Below are 26,425 nucleotides of genomic sequence, written 5' to 3'. Positions count from 1 at the left end.
GCGGCTGAACGGACCTCAGCGTTTTTTGCCAAACCTCGACATCACGTACCCGATGATCCTGTCAAGAAGCGACAGCACCACAAACACCGCCAGCAGGCCGATGAAAAACCGCATGTCGGTGAGCAGCGTCCCTGCGGCGAATGTCCTTGCGCCGATATTGGCATAGGTCCAGACGTACCAGGCAAGCACTGCGAAGGCTGCTGTCAGCACCAGCGAAATGACGAGGGTCCGCCATGCGCGGTGGATTGGGGGCGTGCTCATTTCAGAACCCTTGCAGTTGTCAGATCCGCCTTGAAGACCATAAGGTCATCCAACTGCTCGATCTCGCCTTCAACCTCAATGTAGAGCGCCAGCAGCGGATCGAGCTCATCACCGAGTAGATTGCCTTCCCGGTCCGCCATCAGGAAGAAGTTGCGCCCTTCGACAGGACCGGAGGACACAAAGACCGGCGGGATGCCGCCGGTGAGGCACAGGTCCGCGCAGGCCTTGTGGGCGAGACCCCGCCCGGGGCGCATGGCGCCGGCATAACACTTGCCGTCGCAGATCTCGCCGGTCAGTTTCCAGCGGCCGAGCGGAACGGGTATGGAGGGGGTAAAGCCTGGGGCGTCCTCAGCAGCGGCGTCGATCTTGCCTACCTGGATCATGGTGAGGTCGCCGCGGCTGACCGGTACACCGCGCAGGCTGACGGTTTCTGCCCTGTTGGCTTCGGCCTGATCGAAGACGCCGCGCTTGCCCTGGCCGGCGAGCATGTAGGTGCGGGCAGGCGTGTCTCCATCGGCGGGCACCCGGAAGACAGGATAGGGCCGGAGCTCCAGGATGCCGGTCTGCTCGAACCGGTTGCCCCATTGAAAGCCGCCATTGCCCGGATCGTTCTGTGTGGAGGACAGGGCAAGTGCCGCAAGACCCAGGCCGCTGGTAAAACACACCGCGAACACGGAGAGGAAAACCACGAGCGGTTTCGGTACCGCATTGAGGTAGCCGACGAAGAAGGGGGCGGCCTTTGTCTGTCTCCAGCTCATGCGTCCGTTCCAATCACGATTGGGTCTACATGGGTTCCCGGCGGCAGGGCGTTCGGGTCGAGCAGGATGGTCGCGCCGATCAGCTTCAGCCGGTAGGTCGGGATCTTTTCGGTGAAGGGGGCCGGGGCGCGGCCATCGGCGAGATTGTACTGATAGCCGTGCCAGGGGCAGGTGATGCAGCCCCACAGCACCTTGCCCTCGCCAAGCGGGCCGTTCTGGTGGGCGCAGACATTGGTGACGGCGGAGAGCTTGCCGTCGTATTTGAAAATCGCGACGCGTTCGCCTTCGTCGAGGGTCACGACCCTGGCGCAGTCGTCTTCGATATCGCCGACTTCTCCGGCCACGACCCAGCCAGCGTCCTGCAGCGAGGCTTTGGCGGTTTCCTCGCTGCGGTCCCGACTGGCTTCCATGCGGCCGGTGGCAAAGTGCAGGCCGCAGACCAGAACCACGCTAGCCGCTACAATGGCGGTGAAGATCGGATCGCCCGGCCCCTGCAAGGCCCCAAGGGCGACATGCAGCACCACGAAGACATAGGCTGCATAAATGAGCATATGCAGTGTCTTCCAGAGCGGCGCTCCAAGAAAGCTCAGCCAGAAATCATGGCTGGTCGCGGACAGCACGAAGAGGATGAGCAGAGCTGCGATGCCGAAGGCCTCGAACGGAAATCCGAGCAGCTGCGTGTAGTTGGTGTTGGAGGACAGCAGCGCAACATATTTGTCGGTTGGAGAGAAGTTGAAGTACCAGCCGAGCACGTAATTGGCGTGAACAGCGGCAATGCCCGCCGTCATGACGCCAAAATGGCGGCGGTTGTAAAGCAGCGGCAGAAAGCGGCGGTCGAGACGGGCCAGCGGTCCGATGCACAGGATCACGGTCAGCATCAGAAATGCGCAACTGCCGAAGGCGCGCATCCTCAATGTCGCGCCATCAATTGGTTTCGTGACATCCTCGAACGCCGGAGCAAAGCGGATAAAGACATAGAGGTAGAGCGCCACGGCAATCAGCAGGACGGCGTCATAGAGGATCTTGTTCCTGTTCCAGATGACCGGTGTGTACTGGACGCTCATTGCATGGCCTCCGCAGCGGCGCCGTCTGCCGGGGCTTCGATCAGAACGGCAGGCCTGTCCGCCGGGGGCGTCTGGCGTAGGGCGAGAATCGTCAGGAATGCGAGCGGCAGGAGGAGGCCGAGCACTGTCCAGATACGGGCATGGGCTGTGCGGTGAGCGCGCTTCATCGGGCTTTCTCCCCGAACGTCTCGAGCCGCACCCAGCGGTAAAGCACCAGCGGCCAGATCAGGCAAATGCCCGGGATGAGCAGAGGCCGGAAGGCATAGGAACCGCGCGCGGACGGTTCAACCCGGTCAATGCCGATGACAAGGAACAGCGCGGCAATCACGCCTCCAGCCATCAGGTAATAGCGGCCAATCTCGATCAGAAGGGATGCTGTCTGCAATTCATGTCTCCGCAATTCTCAACATGTCATCCCGCCGCGCGCCGCGGAAGGTCGGGACCCGGTACGCTCGGATGTCCGAGTGTTGCAACAAACCGGCCAAAGTGTCTACCGGCTCCCGGCGCTTCATAGCGCCAGGGCCGGAACCTCCGATGGGCCACATGGAAATCATCACACCAGATCCGCATCGGTGACGATTTCCACCAATGCCGGGCCGTCATGGGCAATTGCCGCGCCAATGGCGTCCCGCAACTCGGATGCCTCCGTGACCCGGTGACCGTGGCCGCCGCAGAGCCGGGCAAAGGCAGCGAAGGACGGGTTGGTAAGATTGGTCTCCCAGACAGGCCATTCGCCTGACCGTTGTTCCTTCGAGATCTTGCCGAGTTCGGAGTTGTTGAGAAGGATATGTGTGATGTTCATGCCGTATTTCACTGCCGTGGTGAACTCCATGGCGTATTGGCCGAAGCCGCCGTCACCGGAAATCGAGATCACCTTGCGGCCCCGGTACTCCTCGAAATCCCGGGTGGCGCACCAGGCGCCGATCGCGGCGGGCAGGCCGAAGCCGATGGATCCGAGATACCCAGACATCAAGATGCGCTGGCCGCGCGGTTCGAAATACCGGCCGAAGGAATAGGTGTTGTTGCCGACATCGACCGGGATGATCGCGTCTTCAGGGCAGAGTTCGGTCAACGCCTTGAAAACAGCTGCAGAGTGAATGCCCTGGCCGCGGTCTTCGCTGAGGCGCCGTTCCTTTTCCTCCCGCCAGATTTCCCAGCGCTCGACGAGTTCGGCAATCTGATCCCCGGCATCGCCGGATTTGAAAACCCGGTCGCCAATTGCCTCGCAGAAGGTGCCGATCTCGCCCCAGACAGGCAGGGTGACGGGATGAAACTTGCCGAGCTGCATTCGATCGAAATCGACCTGGATGATCGGTTTGTAGGGCGCGATGCCAGTGTGATTCGCAAACGACGAACCGAGGGAAATGATCAGGTCGGCCTCGTTCATGAACCAGCTGGCGATCGGTGTTCCGGAGCGGCCGAGCACGCCGGCGGCCAACGGATGCGTGTCCGAAATCAGACCCTTGCCCTTGAAAGTGGTCATGACAGGTGCGCCGATCTTCTCCGCCAGCGCGATCACCTTGTTGCGGACATCCTTGGCGCCGTAGCCGAGCACGATGGCCGGGCGCCTGGCGCTGTTGATCAGCTCGACGGCCTTGGCCAGATCGTCGGGCGACGGCGTGATCTCGGTGCCGCCCAGACGGCCATCCGGACCTGCGGCATCTTTTGTACTCGGGATCGTCTGGACATCGTCCGGGAAGATCAGGTTGGCCACGTCGCGCTCGACAATGGCGGTCTTGAGCGCCAGTGACATCAACTCGGCATGTCTGGAGCTGCCGAGCACCGGCTGGGAAAACCTGGAGACAGCGTCGAAGGCGGACTTCAAGTCGATATCCTGGAAGGCGCCAGGACCAAAGACCTGGGTCTGAACCTGGCCGGTCAGCGCGAGCACCGGCGCACGGTCGACCTTGGCGTCCCACAGGCCGGTGAGAAGGTTGGTGGCGCCGGGGCCCGCAATGGTCAGGCACGCGGCCGGTTTGCCCGTGAGTTTGCCATAGGCGGAAGCGGCAAATGCAGCGGCGCCTTCGTGGCGGATGCCGACATAGCCGAGGGCGCCCTTGCTCACCTGCAATCTGATTGCGTCGGCCAGACCCAGATTGGAATGACCGACCATGCCGAAGACACGTTTGACGCCCCAGTTGACCATGGTCTCGGCCATGACATCGGTGACCGTGCGTTCGTGCTCCGGTTCAGCTTCCAGGCCGACAAAGATCTCGCCGTCCTCGATTTTCAACGGGTAGAGTTTCTGGCCGCTGTCTTCATGGCCACCGGGAGGCGCGCCTGTCAGCGGGTCGAAATCCCAGCCGTGCCAGGGACAACGGATCCAGCATTTGCCATCGCTGCCCTTTTCGATCGAACCTTCTCCGAGCGGTCCGCGCTGGTGCGGACAGTGATTGTCCATTGCCGCCCACTGGCCGTCGAAATGGGACAGGCAGATCGAGGTGGTGCGGGCGGTGACGGTCTTGACCCGGCCCTCGGGCATATCGTCCACGTGCCCGACCTTGATCCAGTCGAGATTCTGAGCATTCATGATCTTCACTCCCTCAATAACTGGCCGCGATCAGGCAGCGCCGCCATAGGCAACGCCGGAGAGATCCGCCATCTCCCGTTTCCAGGTTGTCAGATCCTCCAGCTGGAACTGGTTGAGATGGGAATAGCCGCAAGCCCGGGCCATGACCTGCATCAGCTCCACCGACGCCTCGAAGAAGTTGGTCAGCTGGCGGGCGGATTTTTCGATCTGCAGCCGGTTCACCAGATGCGGTTTCTGAGTGGCGATGCCGACCGGGCAATTGTTGGTGTGGCAAGCGCGCATGGCGATGCAGCCGATTGCCTGCATGGCCGAATTGGAAAGGGCGACCGCATCGGCCCCAAGCGCCAGCGCCTTCACGAAATCCGCCGGTTTGCGCAGACCGCCGGTGATGATCAGTGTTACGTCGGATCGGTCGAGCCTGTCCAGATGACGGCGGGCACGGGCGAGCGCCGGGATGGTCGGCACGGAGATGTTGTCGCGGAAGATGATGGGCGCGGCTCCCGTGCCGCCGCCCCGGCCGTCCAGGATGATGTAATCGACGCCGATGTCCAGCGCCGCGTCGATGTCCTTTTCGATGTGCTGGGCGGAGAGCTTGTAGCCGATCGGAATGCCGCCCGTGCGGCCGCGTACCTCGTCGGCGAAGTCCTTTAACTGCGCGAGGTCCGTCCAGTCGGGAAAGCGCGGTGGCGAGATCGCGTCCTCGCCTTCCTTCAGACCGCGCACTTCGGCGATCTTGCCTTTCACCTTGGCTCCGGGCAGGTGGCCGCCGGTGCCCGTCTTGGCGCCCTGGCCGCCCTTGAAATGAAAGGCCTGAACCCTGGAAAGCTTGTCCCAGCCAAACCCGAACCGGGCCGAGGCGAGTTCGTAGAAATAGCGGGCATTGGCTTCCTGTTCTTCCGGCAGCATGCCGCCCTCACCGGAGCAGATCCCCGTTCCCGCGAGATCCGCACCGCGGGCCAAGGCAATCTTGGCGGGTTCGGACAGGGCACCGAAGCTCATGTCGGACACCATCAGCGGAATGTCCAGCCGCAACGGCTTTTGCGCGTTCGGCCCGATGACGACGTCTGTGGAGACCGGGTCCTCGTCCAGAAGCGGAAAGCGTTGCAACTGGGCCGTCAGGATCTGGATATCGTCCCAGTCGGGCAGTTGAGCACGCGGCACACCCATGGCATCGACCTTGCCGTGGTGGCCGGTTCGGGACAGCCCGTCGCGCGCGTATTGCCGGATGAGGCCGTTATATGGCTCTTCCTCGGTCCCGTGGCTGGTGTCAGCATAAAGGCCGAGATACTGCTCCCGGTCGAAGGGCTGCGGATTGTCCGAGGCCCAGGCGGCGATTTCGTCTTCGTCCACCAGCACGTCGTCGCGCTCGATCCAGCTGTGGAACTTCGGCAGGGCTTCGGAATTGTTGTATTCGGACACGCCGCTGTCCAGCCGGTAGTCCCAGTAATGCACGCCGCAAATCAGGTTGTGGCCATCTACGTAGCCGTCTGACATCAAGGCTCCGCGATGCAGGCAACGGCCGTAGAAAACGGAAATATCGTCATCGAAGCGCACGACGACCAGGTCGACATTCGCCACAAGCGCATATTGCGGATCCCGGTCCGGCAAAGCGCTCAGTTTCGCAACAACTTGTCTTTTCATGTCTTCCTCCGGCTACCGGCGTCTGCGCCCTGGCTAAAAGGTTTCTATCAGGATCGGTTCTTTGAAATTTTCGGACGCATGGGCGGGACGGAAGCCATCTCCGCGGCTCCGTCCCGTCCCGACATGCGGGCGCTGTACAATCTGGAAAGGGGCACTGCAGTGACACCGTGAAGCACCGCGCTGATCCAGACCGCGTTGACGGCCAGGTTCAACAACCGTTCACCGATCTCCTGGTCGATCTGATCGACCACGAGCAGCGCAAAGAGGGCGGTGGCCAGGCCACGTGGGCCGAACCAGCCGAAAAACAGCCTGGTGAGCGGCGCTGCGTCCGTTCCCGTCAACGACAGCCAGACTGAGAGCGGGCGCACGACGAACAGGCTGATCAGAATGATCGCCAGACTGGCGGCGTCCAGATGGAGAACAGCCTGCGGGACAAGCGCCAGCCCGATCAGGAAGAAGGCTCCCCAGGAAAGCATCTGCCCTTCACTTTCGGTGAACTCGTAAATGAAGGCGCATTGCCCCTTGATGACGTTTCCGAAGAAAAGACCGGCGACGAAGGAGGCGATGAAGCCGTTGCCGTCGATCATGCCCGCCGCCAGATAGGCACCCCCGGCCATGGCGATCGCTCCGATGCCCTCTATGGTATCCGTGGTCATCTGGCGCCGCTTGGCAGCCAGAAAAAGCACGCCGCCAACGGCTCCGATGACGCCGCCGACGAGGGGGCCGAAAACGAGTTGCTTCGCACCGAAGACCAGCCAGTCACCCGAGCCCGGCTGCATCACCTCGCCGACGAGGCTGGCAAAGAGCAGGATGACGGGAAGGGCGAGGCCGTCATTGAGCCCGCTTTCCAGCGTCAAGGCACGGCGGACCCGCTCCGGTACGGCCTTGTTGGTGACCACGGCCAGGCCAAGGGCCGCGTCGGTCGGGGCCAGAAGCGCTGCGGCGAGAGCTGCCACGATGATGGGCTCGCCGGGCAGAAACGGCGCTGCGGCCAGGGTCCCGATCGCGATGGCGAGCGGCAGGCCGAGAGCGAGCATCCGCACAGGCCACTGGTGGCGTTTGCGCAAAACCTGCAGGTTGATCTGCGCCGCGTCGAGAAACAGCAGGACGATCAGCGCGATTTCGGCGACGATGTGCAGAAGATGTTCGGCTTCGCCGAGCGGCATCAGGCCGGTCTGCGCCATCAGGTAACCGAAGCCGATATAGAGAATGGGCGCGGTCAGGATGCCGTTGGACAGGGTCCTGGCGATCAGCGTGTAGCAGACCGTGAACAGCGCCAGCATCAAAAGACCGGTGGCCATCAAATTTTCTCCCAAAGCCCTTGGAAATATAAGGGCAGGTCCGCACCGCCAGCTCAAATCATAATCGGATGACGGTGACGTGTGGCAAACGTGAATGCCTCCAGGGTCCTTTCCCTAAAGCGGCATGCAACAGGTCATTTCAGCCGGGCCAGCTGATTGAGTATCCGCTCGGAATCTTCCGGGCGTTCCGCGATTTCCAGGATCAGTTTCTTGCGCACGGCGTCGGAAAAGGTTTCCGGGCTGTCGGCCGTCACCACGAAGGACGCAGGTCCGCCGATAATCTCGCGATAGAAACGTTCTTCCAGATCATAGGCAATCGGCCGTCCGGAGCAGTGGCGGCAAAGGACCGCGAGCCCGTTGATAACGATGCCGGAAGACACGACCGTGTCCCGGGCATCCGCGATTGTCGGACCGTTCCAGTTGTTGGCACTGTCGGCGGAAAGATCGATGACGCGGCGCAGACCCTTGTGGACATTGGTGTCGATCAGCTCCTTGCCCTTCAGGAGGGCGGCCCCGATGGCATTGCGCCCATAGGCGCGGCGCGGGGCTTCCATCAGCCGCGCGGCGAACTCCTCCGCCGAGGCCATGCTGTCAATCACCATCCATTCCACAACGACATCCTGGGAGAACATGTCCGCCCACTCGACATAGGTGACCGCGATCTTGCCATGGATGTTGCTGGTAATGGCATTGAGGACCGCCGGGTTGGTCACGGCCTCGGCGTAACCGGAGCGTTGAAAGCGGATTTCAGCATCGTCGATCGAACCGGTCGCGTCCGCGAGCAGAACGAGTTCCAGGTCCACTTCTTCTGAATGTACAGGGCTGGCGAAAAACAGCAGGCAGGCAAAAACTGCAAAAACATTCCGCATCACGATCGGCTCCCGGCAAGTTGCGCAGAGGGCAGCTTGAGCCGAAAGCTTGAAAAGGAAAAGGCCGGGAGGTGTTTTTGTGTTCCGTCTTCGCAGATCAAACGGTTAGAAGCTGCGTTCAGGTCCGGAAACCACGCGTGTTTTGCGTTGCAAATGCGGTGGTTTCAGACGGGTTGCCAGCGCGCAGATCTGGCCGCGCTTGTCCGGGATAACGTAAGCTGGACGAAAACAGTCCGGTTCGGACGCGTTTAGGCGACGGCGCGGGCGAGGGCGCATTGCGACCAGAGGTCGTTGATCGCCTCGGCAAGGTGTTCGATATCCTCGGCCGTGTGCAGCGGTGTCGGCGTGAAGCGCAGACGCTCGGTGCCGACCGGCACGGTCGGGTAATTGATCGGCTGCACGTAGATGCCATAGGTGTCCAGCAGGATGTCGGAGATCCATTTGCACTTCTTGGCATCGCCAACCATCACCGGAACGATGTGGCTCGGATTGTCCATGTGCGGAATGCCGCGCTTGTCCAGAGCGGCGCGCACCTGGGCGACCCTGTCCTTGTGCGCCTTGCGCTCGAAGGGGCTGTCCTTCAGGTGCCGGATGGAGGTGGCGGCCCCGGCGGCAAGCGCCGGCGGCAGGGCCGTGGTGAAGATGAAGCCGGAGGCGAAGGAGCGGATGAAATCGACCACGGTCCGCGAGCCGGTGATGTAACCGCCCATTACGCCGAAGGCCTTGCCGAGCGTGCCTTCGATAATCGTTAACCGGTCCATCAGGCCTTCGCGTTCGGCGACACCGCCGCCGCGCGGGCCATACATGCCCACGGCATGAACCTCGTCGAGATAGGTCATCGCACCGAACTTCTCGGCCACATCGCAGATGTCGCTGATCGGTCCGACGTCTCCATCCATGGAATAGACGCTCTCGAACGCCACCAGCTTCGGCGCATCCGGGTCGTCCGCCGCCATCAGGCGTTCCAGGTCGGCGACGTCATTGTGTTTGAAAACGCGTTTTTCGCAGCGGGCATGACGGATGCCCTCGATCATTGATGCATGGTTGAGGGCATCGGAGTAAACGATCATGCCCGGCACCTGGGAGGCCAGGGTGCCGAGAGCGGCCCAGTTGGATACATAGCCTGATGTAAAGATCAGCGCGGCTTCCTTGGCATGAAGGTCGGCGAGTTCCTGCTCCAGCAGCACGTGATAATGGTTGGTTCCGGAGATGTTGCGCGTTCCGCCGGCGCCCGCGCCACATTTGGCGATGACGTCCTGCATGGCGCTGACGACCTTCGGATTCTGGCCCATGCCGAGATAATCGTTGGAGCACCAGACAGTGACGTCCTGGATAGAGCCGTCTTCCCGATACCGCGTGGCGCGCGGGAATTCACCGGATTTGCGTTCCAGATCTGCGAATACCCTGTAGTTGCCATTGTCGTGCAGTTGGCTCAGGCGCTCTTCCAGATACGCATTCACGTCCATGCTTCCGGTCCTCTTTATCGCCGCGCCTTCAGCGCTGCGCCTCTCTCCTGCCGCGCCGTCTGGCGTCGTCGCGGCCTCTTCGCTGTTCATATATAACAGCCAACTTATAGTTATTCAAAACTGCATTACCAGAGTCGTGTCGTTGATCAAGGTCAATTGGCACGGGTGCGTCCAAACGCCATAGTCCGTCTTTATGACGGGAATTGCCCGATTTGTAACCGGATTCCGCCCGAAATTCGCCCATGAATTTCGATATTGAGCGGGCTCGGCAGAAGTTTCTTGCTTTCATTCATGATACATGAATACTGGTTCATGTTTCATGGGAATTGGGAGGATCCGGACGTGGCAAAATCGGCCGGAGAAGCAAAGGCGACGCTAAAGCCGCCCGGCAACCAACCGAAGACGGCCCGCGGGGAAGCCACGCGAAAGGCAATTCTTTCGGCTGCGGAACGTGTCATTGGCGCAAAAGGATACAACGACGCGTCCATTGGACATATTACCAGCGAAGCGGGTGTCGCCCAAGGCACGTTCTACATCTATTTCAGCACCAAGGAGCAGGTCTTTTCCGAACTGGTTCTGGAAATGGGGCGTCTCGTCCGCCATACGATCGCCGAGGCGACGCAAGGTGTGGAAGACCGGCTGGAGGCCGAAAAGGCCGGCCTGACGGCGTTTCTGGAATTCGTCTGCGCGCATCCCGATCTTTACCGGATCGTTCAGGAAGCCCTATTTGTCGATCCGCATGCCTACCGGGTATATTATCAGACTTTCGCCGCCGGTTACCAGGCAGGCCTCGAGGCTGCGCAAGAGGCCGGCCAGATCTCCAAAGGCGACGCGGAGACCCGTGCCTGGGCCCTCATGGGCATCGGACGTACACTGGGCGAGCAGCTTGTCGTCTTCAAGTCGGACAAGCCGATATCGGAGATTGTGGCAAGCGGCCATGACCTGATCGTCAACGGCATCAAACCTTGAGCCCGGCGCGATGAGTTACGTCGAAACCGAAAACAGGGATGGCGTGCTCTGGCTGTGGTTGAACCGCCCGGAGCGCCACAACGCCCTCGTGCCTGCCCTGGTGGCCGATCTTCGCTCCGCGGTTGCCCTGGCGGCAGAGCAGGCTCCGCCCGCGCTTGTGCTGGCAGCAAGGGGACGGAGCTTTTCGACGGGTGGCGACGTTGCCGGGTTCCTGGAGAACTCCGGTTCCGTCGAGGCGCTGAAAGCTTATTCGGAACAACTGGTTGGTGGACTGCATACGGTCATTCTCGACCTGCTTGCCTTTCCGGCCCCTGTTCTGGCGGCGATAAACGGCCCGTTGACGGGCGGGGCGACCGGACTGATGCTGGCAGCCGATCTTGTCGCGATGGCGGAAGACGCTTTCGTGCAGCCTTACTATTCCGAAGTCGGGTTCGGTCCGGATGGTGGCTGGACGGCGCTATTGCCCGACCGCATCGGGACCGCAAAGGCGCTTCAGATCCAGTATCGCAACGAGCGAATCGGCGCGACGGAGGCCTTGGTTCTGGGACTTGCCACCTGCATTTGTCCGCCCGAGGAACTGGAGAGCCAGATCCGGAGCTGGACCAACGAAATTGCAAAAGGCTATGCCCAGACACATCGTGCGACGAGGGAAAAGGTCTGGGACGATCAGCGTCGCGCGGAAGTCAGGAGCCGTCTCGACCAGGAAAAAACCAGGTTTCTGGAGCTTGTCACCCGGCCGGAAACGCTTGAAGGCATGAGGGACTTCAAAAAAGAACGCGCCTGAGCAGGGCTGAGAACCTGACAAGAACTTTGAAGTGCCTGGGAGGACACATGGAGTTTTTAACGGATATGGCCGCCAAGCGGGCGGAACTGACGCCGGATGCGGTCGCGTTTTACGACCGTGATACCGGCCGCAGCTTCACGTTCGGTGAAATCAACAGTCGCGCCAACCGTCTCGGCAACTTTCTCCTCGACCCCGGACCGGAAAAGGGCGGACTTGAAAAAGGCGACCGCATCGCGGTCCTGTGCCACAACCATCCGGATTTCTTCGTGTTGCTGTTCGCGGCCCAGAAGACGGGATTGCTGCTGGTGCCACTCAACTGGCGTCAACCGGTGGCGGAGTTGAAGCCGGTTCTGGAAGCCTCGGGCGCAAAGTTGATATTTCACGACAGTGCTTTTGCGGAAGCGGCGGCCGAACTGGCGGCGGCAACCGGTGCCGGACTGTTGCCGCTCGGGGCAACGGGACCTTCAGGCAGTGCGCTGGACGAATTGCTGGGCGCGGCCAGCCCGGCCACCGTCGGCTGCGGCAGGATCCAGGCCGACACGCCCTGGTATCTGATGCTGACATCAGGCACCACCGGTCTGCCCAAGGCGGTCATCCAGACAGCCGGAATGGCCTATGCCAACATGATCAACTATTCGCAGGCTGCCGGTCTCACGGCAGGCGAAAAGAGCGTCAACTTTCTGCCGTTGTTTCATACCGCAGGCATAAACCTGCCGACACTGCCGGTGTTTCTGAACGGCGGGTCGTCGACCATCCTGCGCAAGTTCGAGACCGATACGGTTCTGGACCTGATCGATGCGGGGAAGGTGACGAGTTTCTTTGCGGTTCCGGCGATCTATCAGGCGCTGGCGCTTTCGGGCAGGATCGGCAAGACGGATTTCTCGAAGGTGCGGTTTCTGGGGTGCGGCGGCGCACCGGTGCCCGGGCACATTCTGACCGATTTCCGGGAACGCGGCGTGACCATCTGCAACGGCATGGGAATGACCGAAACCGGGCCGACCGTGTTCCTGATGGACACGTCCCATGCGGCCGTAAAAGTCGGCTCGGTCGGAAAGCCGCAGATCCTGACCGATGTCAGGCTTGTCGACAGTGGCGGAAAGGTGGTGGATGGTCCGGGTGAGGGGGAAGTCCAGTTTCGCGGACCCAACATCACGCCGGGCTACATGGATAACCCGCAGGCAACTGCCGAGGCCTTCACGGCTGACGGTTGGCTGAAGTCGGGCGATATCGGCAGGCGGGACGAAGATGGCTATTACTATATAATCGACCGGCTCAAGGACATGTATATCTCCGGCGGCGAAAACGTTTACCCCGCCGAGGTGGAGAAGGTTCTGGTCGACCATCCGGCGGTCCTGGAAGCCGTGGTCATCGGTGTGCCGGACGACAAATGGGGGGAGACCGGCGCGGCCTTTCTGATCCTCAGGCCCGGGGAGGATCTCGATACGCATGATCTGCCAGGCTGGTGCAGGAGCCGGATTGCGCCCTACAAGATCCCGAAACGCTTTTCCATCGTCAAAGATCTGCCCCGCACCGCAGCCGGGAAAGTCCGGAAAAATCTTCTCAAGGATATGGCTTTCGCCGAAAAGACACCAGAGGACGCCTGAGCGATGACACTTGCCGACGATGCGCGTGGGAGCGGCAGCTTTACCTGGATTCCCCGGCAGGCGGATTTCGATGCTTTCGCCAGACTGTCCGGCGATGACAATCCGATCCACGTCGACCCTGAATTTTCCGCGCGCACGCGCTTCGGCCGCACGGTTTCGCATGGCATGCTGCTTTATGCGCGCGTCTTTTCTCTCCTTCAGACGCTTTATCCCGGCAGGGCACATGCCGTGCAGACCCTGATGTTTCCGAATCCGGCCTACGCGGACGAGGAGCTGAAGTTTTCGTTTTCTGAAAATCCGCAGCAGCCAGGCCAGATACTCATCGAGGTGGCCCGCAGTGTGGATGGAGCAGTGACGCTTTCAGGCACCTGCGATCTGGGAGAAAGCCGATGACGCTGGAACTCGGTCAACGGTCGGACCTGACCCGGACCTATAGCGAACATGACATGCGTGATTTCGCGTTGCTGGCGGGAGATGAAGCGAATGTGCCCAGATCTGTTCCGGGGCCGCTCATCGGTGGCCTGTTTTCTTACCTGCTCGGCGTGAAGCTTCCCGGGCGTGGAACGAATTATCTCAAGCAGAGCCTGGAATTTCTGGCCGAGGCACCCGTCGGAGAGGCGCTGACTGCCTCCGTGACGGTTACGCGTCTCAGGCCGGAGAAGCACCTGGTCGACCTTGAGACAGCGTGTGAAACCGCGGACGGAACGCGGATCTGCCAGGGGCGGGCGCTGGTTTATGTCGAGGATGTCGGCAAGGAATAGCCGGGCGGTTTTAACAGCAGACATTTCACATCAAATTTAATCAACCAAATGGTTGATTAAATTCCCTGCATGTTGTAATTCAACCAAATGGTTGAACGAATTACTGGCCCACAGAAGCTTACCGCGATCCTCAAGGCGGCAAGCGATCCGATCCGCCGGGAGCTGCTGACCCTGCTGGTTCAGCACGGACCGACACGGGTGACGGATCTCGCCAGGCATTTCGATGTCAGCCTGAATGCAGTGTCGAAGCACATCAAGATACTGGAAGCCACCGGACTCGTGCGGCGACGGACCGAATGGCGGGAACATCTGATCGAGGCGGACATGGAGCCGGTCAATCAGATCGACCGCTGGTTCCAGGATCTGCGATCCGTCTGGGATCAAAGGCTCGACGTTCTGGACGATGTTCTCAAAAGGGAGACGGAAGATGAATGACTTGAGTGTAGTGGTGTCGCGCACATTTTCAGCCCCCAGGACGAAGGTTTTCGAGGCCTGGCTCGATCCACAGGTACTGGCCCTTTTCATGCAGCCTTGCGAAGGGGGACCGCCGGCAACCGTAACCAACAATCCGGTGGAAGGCGGCGATTTCGAGATCATCATGCGGGCTGACGACAGGGAAATACCGCACCGGGGCGTCTACAGGGAAATCAATCGCCATTCCCGGCTGGCCTTTACATGGGAAAGTCCGTTTTCCTTGCCGGACAGTGTGGTGACGCTGGATTTCAAGGACGTTGAGGGCGGAACGGAACTGACGCTGACACATGTGAAGTTTCCGTCAGAAGAAAGCCGCGACGGTCATGAAGGCGGCTGGAAAGGTATCCTGGCTGCACTGATGCCTGTCCTTGCCGAGAGCAAGGCAGCCTGAAGATATCCTGAACTCCGCATCCCGACCGGGATGCGGAGCGTTATTCGCCTTCCACGACGCGCACCTTGTCCGGCCAGAAGGCATAGTGAGCGGTGAGCCGCTTCGCCATATCGATCGGGGTCCTGTAGACCCAGCCGATTTCATCCCCGCCGAGCGAAACGTAGCTGGCATCCCCCTTGATCGGGCAGTGAGTGGATTTTACCACCCTGCCGAGTTCGGCGATCAGATCCGCTTCCGACACATAGACCACCGGATCATAAATCGATTTTCCGGCCTCGATTACCCTGACCGCACTGGTGCTGTCCGCCAAGAGCGTTGCGCCCGCGTAAATGCGTATGCGGCGCGAAATGTCCTTGATCACCATCAGATGAGACGGGTTGTCCGGGTTGCGGATGGCGTTTTCAAATGCGGGACCTGTTTCCAGTGTCATCGAGCTCTCCTCATTTTTTGCATTTGGAAGGTGATGCCTCATCCGGCAAATGGCAAAAGCAAAGTTCTGACATTCCCGTGAAATAGTGTTTTGGCCGGTGAAATGGCGTTCTGGTCGAATTCCATCGACAGGGGGCTGGCAGAGCCCTGAAAATTCTGCTGAAACTGCGGCCGGATGGAAAAACAGAGTATTCGCGAGGCGGTTCCCATGGACAGTGTGGCTGACGATCTATTGCGGCGGCTTTTTGAAAAAGCGGTCGAAGTGGCGGACCCGATGAAAAGCCTTGCCGCCTTCCTGCCGGAAAAACCGGCCGGACGTGTGGTGGTGGTCGGCGCGGGCAAGGCGTCGGCGCGGATGGCGGAAGCGGTCGAGGCGTTATGGGGGCCATGCGAAGGTCTGGTGATCACGCGCTACGGCTATGCCCGCCCGTGCGAGGGCATCGAGATTGTCGAGGCGGCGCATCCCATACCGGACGAGATCGGACTTTCCGCGACGGAGCGGATGCTGGACCTGCTGGCTGGTGTCGGGCAAGGCGATTTTGTACTGGCGCTGATTTCCGGCGGGGCTTCGGCGCTGCTGACGGCGCCTGCCGGAAAGATCACGCTCGCCGGGAAACAGGAGGTCAACCAGAAACTCCTGGTGTCGGGCGCGGCCATCGGCCAGATGAACGTTGTGCGCAAGCATCTGAGCCGCGTCAAGGGCGGCCAGCTTGCCGCCGCGGCCTATCCGGCGGAGATGCTGGCGCTGCTCATGTCCGACGTTCCGGGCGACAATCCTGCTGAAATTGGCTCGGGTCCGACCGTGGGCGATGCCAGCACACCGGAAGACGTGAAAGCCATTCTGGACCGCTGGAAGATCGAAGTGCCAGCGTCCGTCAGTCAGGTTCTGGCCGGGCACAGCGGCGTCCTGGCGCCAGGAGACGAACGCCTCGGCCGGGTCACCAACACGATCTTCGCGGCACCATCCCAATCTCTGGAGGCGGCAAAGGAACTGGCGGAAGCGGAAGGCTGCGATGTTGAAATTCTCGGCGATGCGCTTGAAGGGGAGGCGCGTGAAGTTGCTCATGAGCATGCGAAACTCGCCTTGCGCCATCAGAAGGAACGTCCGGTCGGAAGCAGGCCGTTGATCCTCCTGTCGGGCGGCGAGCTGACCGTCACCCGGCGCGGCGACGGCATCGGCGGGCCGAACGCCGAATATGCCCTTGCCCTGGCGCTGGCGCTGAACGGGGCCTCCGGCATTCATGCAATCGCCTGCGATACCGATGGTGTTGACGGCGCGGCGGAAGTCGCCGGCGCAATAATCAAACCGGACAGCCTTGAAAGGGCCAATGCCTCTGGGCTTCGGGCGGAAAAGGCTCTGGCGGACAACGATGCCCATCGCTTTTTCGAAGTGCTTGGCGATCAGGTCGTCACGGGACCGACACTCACCAATGTGAATGATTTTCGCGCGATCCGGATCGGCTAACCGCAGGGAGTGAACGTGTCTGAAGTCACCATCACGCGTGCCGTGCGCATGCCCGACCCGTTCCGGATCGAACGTTTTCTTTCCAACCCGAAACTCGGTCCTCGGGTGCTGTTCTTCAGCGGCGGGTCCGCGCTCAACGGCGTGTCGCAATCGCTGAAGCGCTACACGCACAACTCCATTCACCTGGTCACGCCGTTCGACAGCGGCGGCAGCTCACAAGGATTGCGGGTCGCCTTCGACATGCCCGCGATCGGCGATCTCAGAAGCCGGTTGATGGCGCTGGCCGATGAAACGGTTCTCGGGCACCCGGATATCTTCCGCCTGTTCACCCACCGCTTTGCCAAATCCGCGCTGCCTGCGGATCTCGGCGCGGAGCTAAACGCGATGATCGCCGGAGCCCATCCACTGATGGATGCCATCGCGCAGCCCATGCGCACTCTGATCCAGAACCAGCTCGCAACGTTCCGGGCCGCCAGGCCCGAGAGCTTCGATCTGCGCGGGGCGAGCATAGGCAACCTGATCCTCGCCGGTGGTTATCTCAATCAGAACCAGCAACTCGAACCGATCATCTTTCTGGTGTCGAAACTGGTCGGCGTTCAGGGGACGGTGAGGGCGGTGACGGACGACAACCTGCATCTTGGTGCGGAACTGACCAGTGGCGAGACGATCATCGGCCAGCATCTTCTGACGGGCAAGGAATATCCGCCTCCGGCCGCGCCGATCAGGGATTTCTTTCTCAATCGCAGCCTTGAAGGCCTGGAGCCGGCAACGTCGGAGTTCCCGGAACGGAATCACATCCTGATGCAGTCGGCGGACCTGATCTGCTATGCGCCGGGAAGTTTTTATACCAGCCTGATCGCAAATCTGCTTCCAGCGGGTGTCGGACGGTCGATTGCCGCCCGCACGGTGCCTAAGGTTTACGTCCCGAGTCTTGGCGACGACCCGGAGACCGGAACCATGAGCCTGCCGGACAAGGTAGATACCCTTCTGACCTACCTGCGCAGGGATGCCGGAGCCGATTGCCCGGTCGGCAGGCTGCTCAATCTGGTGATCGGCGACGCGCGTGTCCCGGATGACGAGATCGCGGAGATCGGCGCGCGAGGCATCACTGCCCTGAAGCTGAATCTCGTCAGCAAGAGTTCAGCCCCCTATTACGATCCCGTTCCACTTTGCGAGGCGCTTGTGTCGCTGACCTGAACGCCTCGCGTTCACCGGTTTAGGACATTATGCGCTGGCTTTGCCCTGGTGTCCCCGGAGGGTGAGCGGTCCCGAGGTGATTGACGCCTGAGAACTCACTTTATCACAAGTGGTGTTACGCCCCTGCTTCCGGAAACTCCCCGGATGCGGCGGAGTGGAGACCGGGAGTGTGGAATCGGCTTGCGTAGCTGATCGGCTGTCTCCGGAAGGCGTGTTTCTTGAACTGCTTTCCTGTCGGACCGAAACCATTCACGTGAAAGTTTTGTTTTAAAGACAGCGTCTTGCCGCTTTGCGGTAGAAATACCGTGAGGCACCGAAACCGATTTTGTTGACTTCCGAAATCGGTTTTGTAACTCTTTTTCGTACAAAAAACGCAAAACCGGATGAAAAGCCGGGAAATTGCGAAAAGGGATTTGAGGGCTGGAAGCCCTTGGGAGGACAAATGCAGCGAATACCCGGTTCCGTCACGATCGATGACGTGGCCCGCCATGTCGGCGTGGCCAAGGGCACCGTCTCGCGCGTTCTCAACAACTACACCGATATTTCCGATGCGACCCGCAAGCGTATCCTGCAAGCGGTCAAGGAACTGGGGTACCAGCCGTCGGCGACCGCCCGCAACCTGAAGCGCGGCAGGCAGGATACGCTCGGCATCGTGATCCCCGTCGGACACGGCAGCGGAGCGGATCCTTTCCTGGCGGAATTCATTGACGGCATTGCCCGCGCTCTCGACGAACTCGGTCTCGATCTTCTGGTGACGACGGCGCATTCGCGCGAGCACATGATCGAAACGCTGCACCGGCTGGTCGCCCGGCGAAAGGTGGACGGTTTCATCATCACCCGCACCGAGGTCAACGATCCGCGCATCGCGTTTCTGAGCGAGAAGGAATTCCCGTTTGTCGCCCATGGCCGCACAAGCGATCCCTCGGGCTATGCCTGGTTCGATATCGACAATGAGGCCGCCTTTGCCGACGGCGTGCGTCATCTCTACAGCCTTGGCCACGAACGGATCGGTTTTATCGGCGGGTCGCTCGAACTGAATTTTGCCCTGCAGCGCCTTCACGGTTACCGGCAGGGGCTCGAAGCGCTCGGCGTGCGGCACGATCCTGATCTGGAAAGCCTGCAGGACGTGAGCGAGAAGGGCGGGTTCGCGGGAGCCGAGGCATTGCTGTCCCTGGACAAACCGCCCACCGCACTGCTTTGCGTCACCGATGCGCTGGCCATCGGCGTCGTGCAGTTCTGCCGCAAATACGGCCTGAAGATTGGGTCCGACGTGACGGTCATCGGCTATGACGGCCTGCCGGTCGGAGAATATCTCGACCCGCCGCTTACGACCTTTTCCCAGAGTGCGCAGGATGCGGGCGGCAGGGTCGCGCGAAAGCTGATCGACGTTCTGGACGGCACAGACCCCAAGAGTTTGCAGGCGCTTGCAAAAGCGGTCCTGATCCGGCGCGCCTCCGATGGTGCGCCTTCCATGACACCGGACGAGCTGTCGAAGCTGTTCCGGGACCGGCTGAACCATCAGCCACATTCTGATACCAAGGGAGAATAATATGATTGGGAGGAAGACATTCCTGGCCACGACCATCGCAGGTGCGCTTGCGCTTGGTCTGAGTGTGGCTCAGGCGGATACATTGCGCTTCTGGACCACGGAAGAGCAACCGGAGCGGCTGGCCAAGCAAGAAGAACTGGCCGCGGCCTTCAAGGACAAGACGGGCATTGAAGTGAACGTCATTCCAGTGAGCGAATCCGATCTCGGTACGCGGGCAACCGCTGCGTTTGCTGCAGGCGATCTGCCGGACGTGATCTACCACACCCTTCAATACGCACTGCCCTGGGCGGAAGCCGGGATTCTGGATACGGAAGCGGCGACCGAGGTTTTCGAAAACCTGGGTGCGGGCACTTTCGCGTCGGGTGCCGCCGCCATGGCCGCAGTTGACGGAGGTGTCGCCTCCGTTCCGGTCGATGGCTGGACGCAGATGGTCATCTACCGCAAGGACCTCTTCGAGGAAAATGGCCTTGCCGCGCCGGACAGCTACGAGAACATTCTGGCCGCCGTCGAAAAGCTTCACAATCCGCCGGAAATGTTCGCTTTCGTCTCCGCGACCAAGATCGACGAGAACTTCATGAGCCAGGTGCTGGAGCATGTGCTGCTGGCCAACGGGGTAAGTCCTGTCGGCGCGGACGGCTTCACGCCGCTCGACGAGAAGAAGACCATCGAAGCGCTCGATTTCTACAAGGCCATCTCGAAGGCATCGCCTCCGGGAGATCTCTACTGGAAACAGTCGCGCGAGCTTTACTTTGCCGGCAAAGCAGCGATGATCATCTGGTCGCCGTTCATTCTCGATGAGCTGGCCGGTCTGCGTGACAGCGCGCCGCCGACCATCACCGACGACCCGACCTCCTCCGAGCTTGCCTCCAGGACCGGCGTCGTGACAACGCTGAGTGGACCGTCCAATGCCGATGGCGCTGCCTGGGCGGACATCCGCTATTTCGGCATCACCAACGATGCGGACACGGAAGCAGCCATGCAGTTCGTCGAATTCTCGATGGATGAAGGCTACCTCTCGACCTTGTCGATCGCTCCGGAAGGCAAGTTCCCGATCCGCCGCGGCAACAAGGAAAACGCCACCGCATTCGTCGATGGCTGGGCCGAATTGCCGGTCGGCGTCGACCGCAAGGCGGCGCTGACGGATCTCTATGACGCCGACACGATCAAGACCATCGTTTCCGGTCTGGACACCGCCAGCCGTTGGGGCGTCAAGGAAGGCCAGCTGTCGCTTGCCTCCAAGATGATCAACAGCCAGGTGATCAACCGTCTGGTGCGCGAATACATCGATGATGAGCGCGATGCGGCCGCCACAGTGACCAAGCTGAACGAGGAACTGGCAAAGATCCAGTAAGGGAAATTCTCCGCTCGCAAGGCATGGCTCGGTATTGATCCCGGGTTCGGCAGCGGTTCCTTCTTCCTTTCATCGGGAGAAGGGGCCGGCTCTTCCCAGCCGACGCGCCACATTGTCCGATGTAGCGGCATGAGAGTTTCCTCCGAGAACAGGCTGGGCGTTCCAGACGACTGGAGAACGCCCGGTCCTTCCCCGGCCCAGCCTGACACAGACGCAGGCGGACGGGACAGAGTTCGCCCGACCGTGGCCCCATCGGCGGCGAAGGCATGAAAAGCAGAGCCAAACCAATGAGCGCAGAAACCAGTCAACCTGTTTCCGAAGGCCCGCCGAAAGGCATCGGACCGATGCAGCGCCGCGAGATGTGGCTCGCCTATCTGATGCTGGCGCCGACCTTCCTCATCATTCTGGTGATCGTCGCCGGTCCGCTCCTGGCCAATTTCTGGATCAGCGTCAAACCCGTGCAGCTCGGCGATCTGCGCCCTCCCGCGGTTCTCGTCAATGAACGCCTTCGGGGAGGTCCGGAAGCGACCGGCGACAGCGCGACGCTGGAATACCGGCTGCGCAATTCCTCCCGCAAAGAGGAAATCCGCGACGTGGTACTGAAGGACGAGGTCCCGGCGGGCTTCGCCGTAACCGGCCTGCCGCAAGGCTGCGAGCTGACCGGCAGTGCGCTGACCTGCACGATCGGAACCGTGGAACCTGGCTGGCGGGACAGGCTTCAACTGGAAGGGACCGTTTCGGAAGAGTTCCTTGCCGCCAATCGCCCGGAGCGGGCGAGCGAACCGGTGGTCACCGGTGACGCCAACAACGTGCTCACCAATTTCGAATTCACCTTCGAGAACTTCTCCAGGATCTTCAGCGCCGATGAATTCTGGTCGGTGCTGCGGGTGACGTTCTACTATACGATCTTCGGCACCGGCGGCGCGCTCGTCCTTGGACTGTTTGCGGCCCAACTGCTGCACACCGCATTTCCCGGCAGGGGGGTTCTGCGCGGCCTCTTCCTGTTCCCTTACGTGTCTCCGGTGATCGCCGTCGCCTTCACCTGGGTGGTGCTGTTCGATCCGTTCTCCGGCACGCTGAACGCGCTGCTGACCAAGATGGGGGTCGTCTCTGATCCGATCAATTTCTTCGGCCAGCGGGCGATAGAGTTTTCCGTCTTCGGCATTCCGCTGGAATTTCCGCTGGCGCTGACGACAGTGATCGCCTTCGAGGCCTGGCGGTATTTCCCGCTGTCCTTCCTGTTCATTCTGGCACGCATGCAGTCGATCAACACGGACATGTACGAGGCGGCGGAAATGGACGGCGCGACGCCGCTGCAACAGTTCTGGTACCTGTCGCTGCCGCAGCTCATGGGCATTCTGTCGGTGCTGTTCCTGTTGCGCTTCATCTGGACCTTCAACAAGTTCGACGACATTTTCCTTCTCACCGGCGGTAACGCGGGCACGCGAACGCTGACGGTGGATGTCTATGAACAGGGCTTTGCGCTCTCCAATCTCGGGGCGGGCGCCGCGGTCGCGGTGGTGGTCTTTGTCGTGCTGGTCACCTTCGCCACTCTTTTCATCCGCTTCTCGCCGAAGGAGGAAGGGCTATGAGACCCGCCAGCATCCTGTTGACCGCTTTCACCGGTCTCCTGTGGGGCGTCATGGCCATGGTGGTTATCGGCGTCACGCTGACGCTGATTACCGGTGAAGTCGCACTGCCGCAGGCAACGGCCGCGGGCCTTGCCGGGTTACTCGGGGCGCTGGTGTTTGTCTGGCGCGGCTCCGCGGCAGGCACAGGGGGCGCGCCGGCCTGGGCCTATTGCGCGGTCGTGGTGTTCCTCGTGCTGATGATCGCCAGCTTTGCCGGGCCGTTCAGCCTGCCACTGTCCGTTGCTCCTGTCTGGCAGGGGCTGGCGCTTATCGCCTTCGTTGCCGGTGTGACGGCGGCTTTGCGGCTTTGTCTGCGCGATGCCCGTTTCGGCGCAATGAGCCGCTATGAGCGGGAAGTGATCTATATCCGCATCGCCAAGGGCGTCGGCTTCGTCGTCTTCACCATCATCGTGGCGCTGCCCTTCTATGTGATGGTGATGACGTCGCTGAAGAGCCAGCAGACGCTCCTGGCCAACCCGCTCGACCTGTCGATTGATTTCTCGCAAGGTCTGAGCGGCCTGGTGCGGTCCTATGTGGAACTCTTCACCCAGTTCAACTTCGGCCGTTACCTGATGGTGTCCGCCTTTGTCTCCGTGGCGACGGTCGTGATCACACTGCTGCTTTCCGTTCCGGGCGCCTACGCCGTCTCCCGGCTGAGGTTTCCCGGTCAGGCACTCCTGGCCCGCTCCGTCCTGTTGATCTACATGGTTCCGGCGATCGTGCTGGTGATCCCGCTCTACGCCGTTTTCTCGCAGCTCGGTCTGCGCAACACGCTGACCGGGCTTCTGATCGTCTATCCCGCGACGACAATTCCCGTCGCGCTTTACATGCTGCAGGGCTATTTCCGCGGGTTGCCGGCCGAGCTGGAGGAAGCGGGGCTGATGGACGGGCTCAGCCGTATCGGGGTGATCCTGAAGATCACGCTGCCGCTGTCGCTTCCGGCGCTCGCCTCTGTGTCTCTTTACGTCTTCATGATCGCCTGGAACGAATTCCTGTTCGCTTTCATGTTCCTGGACAATCCGGACATCTTCACTCTGTCGCGCGGGGTCGTGTCCCTGAATTCCTCGGAGGTCCCCCGTCAGCACCTGATGGCCGGCGCGGTGATCGCCACGGTGCCCGTCCTCGTCATCTTTCTGTGGTTCGAACGCTTCCTTGTGCAGGGCCTGACGGCCGGCAGCGTCAAGGGATAATCAAAAGGGCTCGCAAGAGGCCCATGGGAGTTACCTGTGTCCAATTCGGATTTAGATCAAAAAGCGAAATCCATCCTGATCGAGAACGACCAGGGTGGCTATACGGTGCCGACGAAGGGGCTTTATCCCTACCAGTGGAACTGGGATTCGGTGTTTGTCGCGCTGGGCTTCGCCACCTTTGACCAGGACCGGGCCTGGCGGGAAATCGAGATGCTGTTCCAGGGGCAGTGGCGCGACGGCATGGTGCCGCATATCCTGTTCCGCAAGGACGACCCGAGCTACTTTCCAGGCCCGTCGGTCTGGGGTACGGATGGCGGACCGATCCCGAGTTCGGGCCATTCGCAGCCGCCGGTCGCCGCAACCGTGATCCGTGAACTCGTCGATGCGGATGTGACCGGCCAGTCACTGGACCGGGCGGCAGCCCTTTTTCCCAAACTCATGCAGTGGCACCGCTGGTTTCTCGCCTATCGCGACCCTCAGGATCTGGGTGTCATCGCGGTCATTCATCCCTGGGAATCGGGCCGGGACAACCTTCCGGACTGGGACGACGCCCTGCGGGCGGTCGAGATCGCGGACATAGGCCCTTACGAGCGCAAGGACACGTCCCATGTGGATCCGGCAATGCGTCCGCAAAAGGCGGACTATGACCGCTATCTGAGCATCATGGCCGCCTGCCGCGCGGTGCAATGGGATCCGGCGGAAGTTGCCAGAACCTGTCCGTTTTTCGTCGCCGATCCGGGGATAACCTTCATCTTCCTGCGGGCCAACCGGGATCTTCTGTCGCTGGCGGAACGGCTCGGCAGGGTCGCGGAGGCGTCCGAAATCCGGGGCTGGATCGCGAAAATGGAGTCCGGCGCGAAGACGCTGTGGAACGAGGACCTGAAAGCTCATGTCGCTTTCGACGAGCGGTCCGGGAAACTGACCGACGGCATTTCGAGTGCCGCGTTCCTGGCGCTCTATGCGGGCATTCGGGACGAGACGACAATGGCGTCGCTGCAGGCGCATTTCGACAGGATCGCGTCGAAGGTCCGCTTTCTGATGCCTTCCTACGATCCGGATCATGCCAGCTACGAGCCGCTGCGATACTGGCGCGGGCCGATCTGGGCGATGATCAACTACATGATCGCGCGCGGATTTGCAGAGGCAGGCGACACGATGCGCGCAGAACGGCTGCGGGTGGATACGGCAAGTCTGATCGAGACTGGCGGATTTGCGGAATATTTCAGCCCGGAGACGGGTGCGGGCGCCGGTGGTGGCACGTTCTCCTGGACCTCCGCCATCTGGCTTTCCTGGGCATCGCCCACACACGCTGAACAAGCGGCTTAACGAGGACTGTTTCATGGGTGCGATCCAGCTCAACAAGGTCGAAAAATGGTTCGGGACACTGCAGGTCATCAAGGGGATCGATCTTCAGGTCGAGGATGGCGAGTTCGTCATTTTTGTCGGCCCGTCGGGGTGCGGAAAATCGACCCTGCTCCGGCTTATCTCGGGTCTTGAGGAAACCAGCCGCGGCACAATCGACATTGACGGCAAGGATGTGACCGCGTTGCCTCCGTCGGGGCGCGGGCTGTCCATGGTGTTTCAGTCCTATGCGCTCTATCCGCATATGTCGGTGCGCGAGAATGTCGGCTTCGGGTTGAAGACCGCCGGGGTTCCCAAGGACGAGATCACCCGGAAGGTGAATGCGGCCGCCGATGTGCTGAAACTCGACGACTATCTGGACAGGCGCCCGAAAGCGCTTTCCGGCGGGCAGCGCCAACGTGTCGCCATCGGCCGGGCCATTGTGCGTGAGCCGAGCGCCTTTCTGTTTGACGAACCCTTGTCGAACCTGGATGCCGCGCTGCGCGTGGAAATGCGGCTTGAGATCGCGCGCCTGCACAAGAGTCTCGGCACGACCATGATCTATGTGACCCATGACCAGGTGGAGGCCATGACGCTGGCCGACAAGATCGTGGTGCTGCAAGCCGGACGGATCGAACAGGCCGGTTCCCCGCGCGAGCTGTATGAGCGCCCCGACAACCTTTTCGTCGCCCAGTTCATCGGCTCGCCGAAGATGAACGTGTTGCCCTGTTCCATCGACGGTGACCGGTTCTCGCTGCAGGGGCACGGCGGTGGACGGTATCCGCATGCTGGCGCATCGCAAGCACCGGTCAAGCTGGGCGTCCGCCCGGAGCACATCAGCGTCACCGGCCCCGACGAGGGGCATCATTGTACCGGAACCGTCGAAGTCACCGAGTATCTCGGGTCCGACACGTTCCTCTATGTGGCGCTGGACGGCCTGGAGACGGTTCTGGTGCGCATCAGTGGCAGCGAGAGCGTGGAAGAAGGCGCCCGCGTCGGCCTCAAGTTCGACGAATCGCGCATGCATTTCTTCGACGCTGACGACAAGGCAATCCGATAGGGCAATCCGATAGGGCGCCCCCAGGCGAGCGTCTGGACAAGCGGCTGAATTGGAACGGGGGGCTGTCTGAACCTCCCGAGCCGGAAACTCCGTGCATATATTTATCGTGCAATGCAGTGCAAACTCGCTGCGCTTACTATAAATCTGAAGTTTATTTTCTGGAATTTTGAAGGATGAATTCGCGATTATTTTTCTTAACAAATATTCCCGTTTTTCATGACAATTTAGTTCGGGCAATTAATCATTGTAATTTATACGTAGGTATTTGACATTAGGACGCTGAAAATTTCGAAAAAATAGAAATAAATTTGAATGGTAGTTGGCAGAAACGGCTATTTT

At 60.9% G+C, this 26,425-nt stretch carries 26 protein-coding genes; 15 read left to right on the top strand and 11 right to left on the bottom strand.

Annotation, left to right across the window (positions count from 1 at the left end):
- Positions 1-15 precede the first annotated feature (15 nt).
- From OA90_RS01595 to hemA, 10 genes are all read right to left on the bottom strand, one after another.
- Positions 16-261, bottom strand: a complete 246-nt coding sequence (locus OA90_RS01595) for a hypothetical protein (RefSeq protein WP_068406078.1) — start codon at positions 259-261, stop codon at positions 16-18.
- On the bottom strand, positions 258-1,019 hold the full coding sequence (locus OA90_RS01590) for a hypothetical protein (RefSeq protein ID WP_068406075.1): 762 nt from the start codon (positions 1,017-1,019) through the stop codon (positions 258-260). The genes OA90_RS01595 and OA90_RS01590 overlap by 4 nt, the downstream gene beginning before the upstream one ends.
- The gene (locus OA90_RS01585) at positions 1,016-2,083 is read right to left on the bottom strand and encodes a Rieske 2Fe-2S domain-containing protein (protein ID WP_068406072.1); all 1,068 of its coding nucleotides are present in this window, start codon (positions 2,081-2,083) and stop codon (positions 1,016-1,018) included. Before OA90_RS01585 ends, OA90_RS01590 begins: the two co-directional genes overlap by 4 nt.
- Complete coding sequence (locus OA90_RS28945; RefSeq protein ID WP_199823555.1) at positions 2,080-2,250, bottom strand: hypothetical protein; 171 nt, start codon at positions 2,248-2,250, stop codon at positions 2,080-2,082. Before OA90_RS28945 ends, OA90_RS01585 begins: the two co-directional genes overlap by 4 nt.
- Entirely contained in the window at positions 2,247-2,468 is a 222-nt protein-coding gene (locus OA90_RS01580) for a hypothetical protein (RefSeq protein ID WP_068406069.1), read from the bottom strand. Before OA90_RS01580 ends, OA90_RS28945 begins: the two co-directional genes overlap by 4 nt.
- Before the next feature lie 168 nt (positions 2,469-2,636).
- Entirely contained in the window at positions 2,637-4,613 is a 1,977-nt protein-coding gene (locus OA90_RS01575; protein WP_068406066.1) for a thiamine pyrophosphate-dependent enzyme, read from the bottom strand.
- Positions 4,614-4,643: 30 nt separating this feature from the next.
- Positions 4,644-6,254, bottom strand: a complete 1,611-nt coding sequence (locus OA90_RS01570; RefSeq protein ID WP_068406063.1) for a glutamate synthase-related protein — start codon at positions 6,252-6,254, stop codon at positions 4,644-4,646.
- Between the two features lie 47 nt (positions 6,255-6,301).
- Positions 6,302-7,555 carry a cation:proton antiporter gene (locus tag OA90_RS01565; RefSeq protein WP_068406060.1) on the bottom strand — a complete coding sequence of 418 codons (1,254 nt, stop codon included), beginning with the start codon at positions 7,553-7,555 and terminating at the stop codon, positions 6,302-6,304.
- Positions 7,556-7,689: 134 nt separating this feature from the next.
- The gene (locus OA90_RS01560) at positions 7,690-8,424 is read right to left on the bottom strand and encodes a DUF1194 domain-containing protein (protein WP_068406057.1); all 735 of its coding nucleotides are present in this window, start codon (positions 8,422-8,424) and stop codon (positions 7,690-7,692) included.
- A gap of 248 nt (positions 8,425-8,672) precedes the next feature.
- Positions 8,673-9,890: a 5-aminolevulinate synthase gene (gene hemA / locus OA90_RS01555; RefSeq protein ID WP_068406607.1), complete on the bottom strand. Its 1,218-nt coding sequence runs from the start codon at positions 9,888-9,890 to the stop codon at positions 8,673-8,675.
- A gap of 342 nt (positions 9,891-10,232) precedes the next feature.
- On the opposite strand from hemA, the gene OA90_RS01550 reads away from it, so the two are divergent.
- The 7 genes from OA90_RS01550 (at position 10,233) to OA90_RS01520 (ending at position 14,873) form a co-directional block, all read left to right on the top strand.
- Positions 10,233-10,859 carry a TetR/AcrR family transcriptional regulator gene (locus OA90_RS01550; RefSeq protein WP_068406602.1) on the top strand — a complete coding sequence of 209 codons (627 nt, stop codon included), beginning with the start codon at positions 10,233-10,235 and terminating at the stop codon, positions 10,857-10,859.
- A 10-nt stretch (positions 10,860-10,869) separates the two neighbouring features.
- On the top strand, positions 10,870-11,643 hold the full coding sequence (locus tag OA90_RS01545) for an enoyl-CoA hydratase/isomerase family protein (protein WP_068406054.1): 774 nt from the start codon (positions 10,870-10,872) through the stop codon (positions 11,641-11,643).
- Positions 11,644-11,690: 47 nt separating this feature from the next.
- Positions 11,691-13,247 (top strand): AMP-binding protein, encoded by a 1,557-nt coding sequence (locus OA90_RS01540; RefSeq protein ID WP_068406051.1) that lies wholly within the window; start codon positions 11,691-11,693, stop codon positions 13,245-13,247.
- 3 nt (positions 13,248-13,250) lie between these two features.
- On the top strand, positions 13,251-13,640 hold the full coding sequence (locus OA90_RS01535; protein WP_068406048.1) for a MaoC/PaaZ C-terminal domain-containing protein: 390 nt from the start codon (positions 13,251-13,253) through the stop codon (positions 13,638-13,640).
- A complete protein-coding gene (locus tag OA90_RS01530) occupies positions 13,637-14,008 on the top strand; it encodes a phosphate acetyltransferase (RefSeq protein WP_068406045.1) in 372 nt (123 codons plus the stop codon). Before OA90_RS01535 ends, OA90_RS01530 begins: the two co-directional genes overlap by 4 nt.
- An 87-nt stretch (positions 14,009-14,095) precedes the next feature.
- Positions 14,096-14,443 carry a metalloregulator ArsR/SmtB family transcription factor gene (locus OA90_RS01525; protein ID WP_068406042.1) on the top strand — a complete coding sequence of 116 codons (348 nt, stop codon included), beginning with the start codon at positions 14,096-14,098 and terminating at the stop codon, positions 14,441-14,443.
- Positions 14,436-14,873 carry an SRPBCC domain-containing protein gene (locus OA90_RS01520; RefSeq protein ID WP_068406040.1) on the top strand — a complete coding sequence of 146 codons (438 nt, stop codon included), beginning with the start codon at positions 14,436-14,438 and terminating at the stop codon, positions 14,871-14,873. Before OA90_RS01525 ends, OA90_RS01520 begins: the two co-directional genes overlap by 8 nt.
- A gap of 40 nt (positions 14,874-14,913) precedes the next feature.
- On the opposite strand, the gene OA90_RS01515 is transcribed toward OA90_RS01520, so the two are convergent.
- Entirely contained in the window at positions 14,914-15,303 is a 390-nt protein-coding gene (locus OA90_RS01515; protein WP_068406037.1) for a DUF427 domain-containing protein, read from the bottom strand.
- A 207-nt stretch (positions 15,304-15,510) separates the two neighbouring features.
- On the opposite strand from OA90_RS01515, the gene OA90_RS01510 reads away from it, so the two are divergent.
- The 8 genes from OA90_RS01510 (at position 15,511) to OA90_RS01475 (ending at position 26,086) form a co-directional block, all read left to right on the top strand.
- Positions 15,511-16,767, top strand: coding sequence for a glycerate kinase (locus OA90_RS01510; RefSeq protein WP_068406600.1), 1,257 nt, complete (start codon positions 15,511-15,513; stop codon positions 16,765-16,767).
- Positions 16,768-16,782: 15 nt separating this feature from the next.
- Entirely contained in the window at positions 16,783-17,964 is a 1,182-nt protein-coding gene (locus OA90_RS01505; protein ID WP_068406034.1) for a GAK system CofD-like protein, read from the top strand.
- Positions 17,965-18,406: 442 nt separating this feature from the next.
- Positions 18,407-19,513, top strand: coding sequence for a LacI family DNA-binding transcriptional regulator (locus OA90_RS01500; protein ID WP_068406031.1), 1,107 nt, complete (start codon positions 18,407-18,409; stop codon positions 19,511-19,513).
- A gap of 1 nt (position 19,514) precedes the next feature.
- A complete protein-coding gene (locus tag OA90_RS01495) occupies positions 19,515-20,864 on the top strand; it encodes an extracellular solute-binding protein (protein WP_068406029.1) in 1,350 nt (449 codons plus the stop codon).
- Positions 20,865-21,151: 287 nt separating this feature from the next.
- Positions 21,152-22,456 (top strand): sugar ABC transporter permease, encoded by a 1,305-nt coding sequence (locus tag OA90_RS01490; RefSeq protein WP_068406027.1) that lies wholly within the window; start codon positions 21,152-21,154, stop codon positions 22,454-22,456.
- Positions 22,453-23,685 (top strand): carbohydrate ABC transporter permease, encoded by a 1,233-nt coding sequence (locus OA90_RS01485; RefSeq protein ID WP_068406024.1) that lies wholly within the window; start codon positions 22,453-22,455, stop codon positions 23,683-23,685. The genes OA90_RS01490 and OA90_RS01485 overlap by 4 nt, the downstream gene beginning before the upstream one ends.
- Before the next feature lie 36 nt (positions 23,686-23,721).
- Positions 23,722-25,011, top strand: coding sequence for a trehalase family glycosidase (locus OA90_RS01480; RefSeq protein ID WP_068406020.1), 1,290 nt, complete (start codon positions 23,722-23,724; stop codon positions 25,009-25,011).
- 13 nt (positions 25,012-25,024) lie between these two features.
- On the top strand, positions 25,025-26,086 hold the full coding sequence (locus OA90_RS01475; RefSeq protein WP_068406017.1) for an ABC transporter ATP-binding protein: 1,062 nt from the start codon (positions 25,025-25,027) through the stop codon (positions 26,084-26,086).
- Positions 26,087-26,425 lie beyond the last annotated feature (339 nt).

Source organism: Labrenzia sp. OB1 (assembly GCF_001624695.1).
Lineage (GTDB): Bacteria > Pseudomonadota > Alphaproteobacteria > Rhizobiales > Stappiaceae > Roseibium.
Note: the sequence above shows the minus strand (reverse complement) of the source record. Positions and strands in the feature narration are given on the sequence as shown.

What these genes read in the sequence shown, in the direction of transcription:
- OA90_RS01515 (WP_068406037.1), bottom strand. Translation starts at nt 15,303, where the DNA reads ATGACACTGGAAACAGGTCCCGCATTTGAAAACGCCATCCGCAACCCG.
- OA90_RS01590 (WP_068406075.1), bottom strand. Translation starts at nt 1,019, where the DNA reads ATGAGCTGGAGACAGACAAAGGCCGCCCCCTTCTTCGTCGGCTACCTC.
- OA90_RS28945 (WP_199823555.1), bottom strand. Translation starts at nt 2,250, where the DNA reads ATGAAGCGCGCTCACCGCACAGCCCATGCCCGTATCTGGACAGTGCTC.
- OA90_RS01495 (WP_068406029.1), top strand. Translation starts at nt 19,515, where the DNA reads ATGATTGGGAGGAAGACATTCCTGGCCACGACCATCGCAGGTGCGCTT.
- OA90_RS01525 (WP_068406042.1), top strand. Translation starts at nt 14,096, where the DNA reads ATGGTTGAACGAATTACTGGCCCACAGAAGCTTACCGCGATCCTCAAG.
- OA90_RS01485 (WP_068406024.1), top strand. Translation starts at nt 22,453, where the DNA reads ATGAGACCCGCCAGCATCCTGTTGACCGCTTTCACCGGTCTCCTGTGG.
- OA90_RS01475 (WP_068406017.1), top strand. Translation starts at nt 25,025, where the DNA reads ATGGGTGCGATCCAGCTCAACAAGGTCGAAAAATGGTTCGGGACACTG.
- OA90_RS01545 (WP_068406054.1), top strand. Translation starts at nt 10,870, where the DNA reads ATGAGTTACGTCGAAACCGAAAACAGGGATGGCGTGCTCTGGCTGTGG.
- OA90_RS01490 (WP_068406027.1), top strand. Translation starts at nt 21,152, where the DNA reads ATGAGCGCAGAAACCAGTCAACCTGTTTCCGAAGGCCCGCCGAAAGGC.
- OA90_RS01595 (WP_068406078.1), bottom strand. Translation starts at nt 261, where the DNA reads ATGAGCACGCCCCCAATCCACCGCGCATGGCGGACCCTCGTCATTTCG.
- OA90_RS01520 (WP_068406040.1), top strand. Translation starts at nt 14,436, where the DNA reads ATGAATGACTTGAGTGTAGTGGTGTCGCGCACATTTTCAGCCCCCAGG.
- OA90_RS01560 (WP_068406057.1), bottom strand. Translation starts at nt 8,424, where the DNA reads ATGCGGAATGTTTTTGCAGTTTTTGCCTGCCTGCTGTTTTTCGCCAGC.
- hemA (WP_068406607.1), bottom strand. Translation starts at nt 9,890, where the DNA reads ATGGACGTGAATGCGTATCTGGAAGAGCGCCTGAGCCAACTGCACGAC.
- OA90_RS01575 (WP_068406066.1), bottom strand. Translation starts at nt 4,613, where the DNA reads ATGAATGCTCAGAATCTCGACTGGATCAAGGTCGGGCACGTGGACGAT.
- OA90_RS01530 (WP_068406045.1), top strand. Translation starts at nt 13,637, where the DNA reads ATGACGCTGGAACTCGGTCAACGGTCGGACCTGACCCGGACCTATAGC.
- OA90_RS01540 (WP_068406051.1), top strand. Translation starts at nt 11,691, where the DNA reads ATGGAGTTTTTAACGGATATGGCCGCCAAGCGGGCGGAACTGACGCCG.
- OA90_RS01570 (WP_068406063.1), bottom strand. Translation starts at nt 6,254, where the DNA reads ATGAAAAGACAAGTTGTTGCGAAACTGAGCGCTTTGCCGGACCGGGAT.
- OA90_RS01510 (WP_068406600.1), top strand. Translation starts at nt 15,511, where the DNA reads ATGGACAGTGTGGCTGACGATCTATTGCGGCGGCTTTTTGAAAAAGCG.
- OA90_RS01535 (WP_068406048.1), top strand. Translation starts at nt 13,251, where the DNA reads ATGACACTTGCCGACGATGCGCGTGGGAGCGGCAGCTTTACCTGGATT.
- OA90_RS01500 (WP_068406031.1), top strand. Translation starts at nt 18,407, where the DNA reads ATGCAGCGAATACCCGGTTCCGTCACGATCGATGACGTGGCCCGCCAT.
- OA90_RS01565 (WP_068406060.1), bottom strand. Translation starts at nt 7,555, where the DNA reads ATGGCCACCGGTCTTTTGATGCTGGCGCTGTTCACGGTCTGCTACACG.
- OA90_RS01585 (WP_068406072.1), bottom strand. Translation starts at nt 2,083, where the DNA reads ATGAGCGTCCAGTACACACCGGTCATCTGGAACAGGAACAAGATCCTC.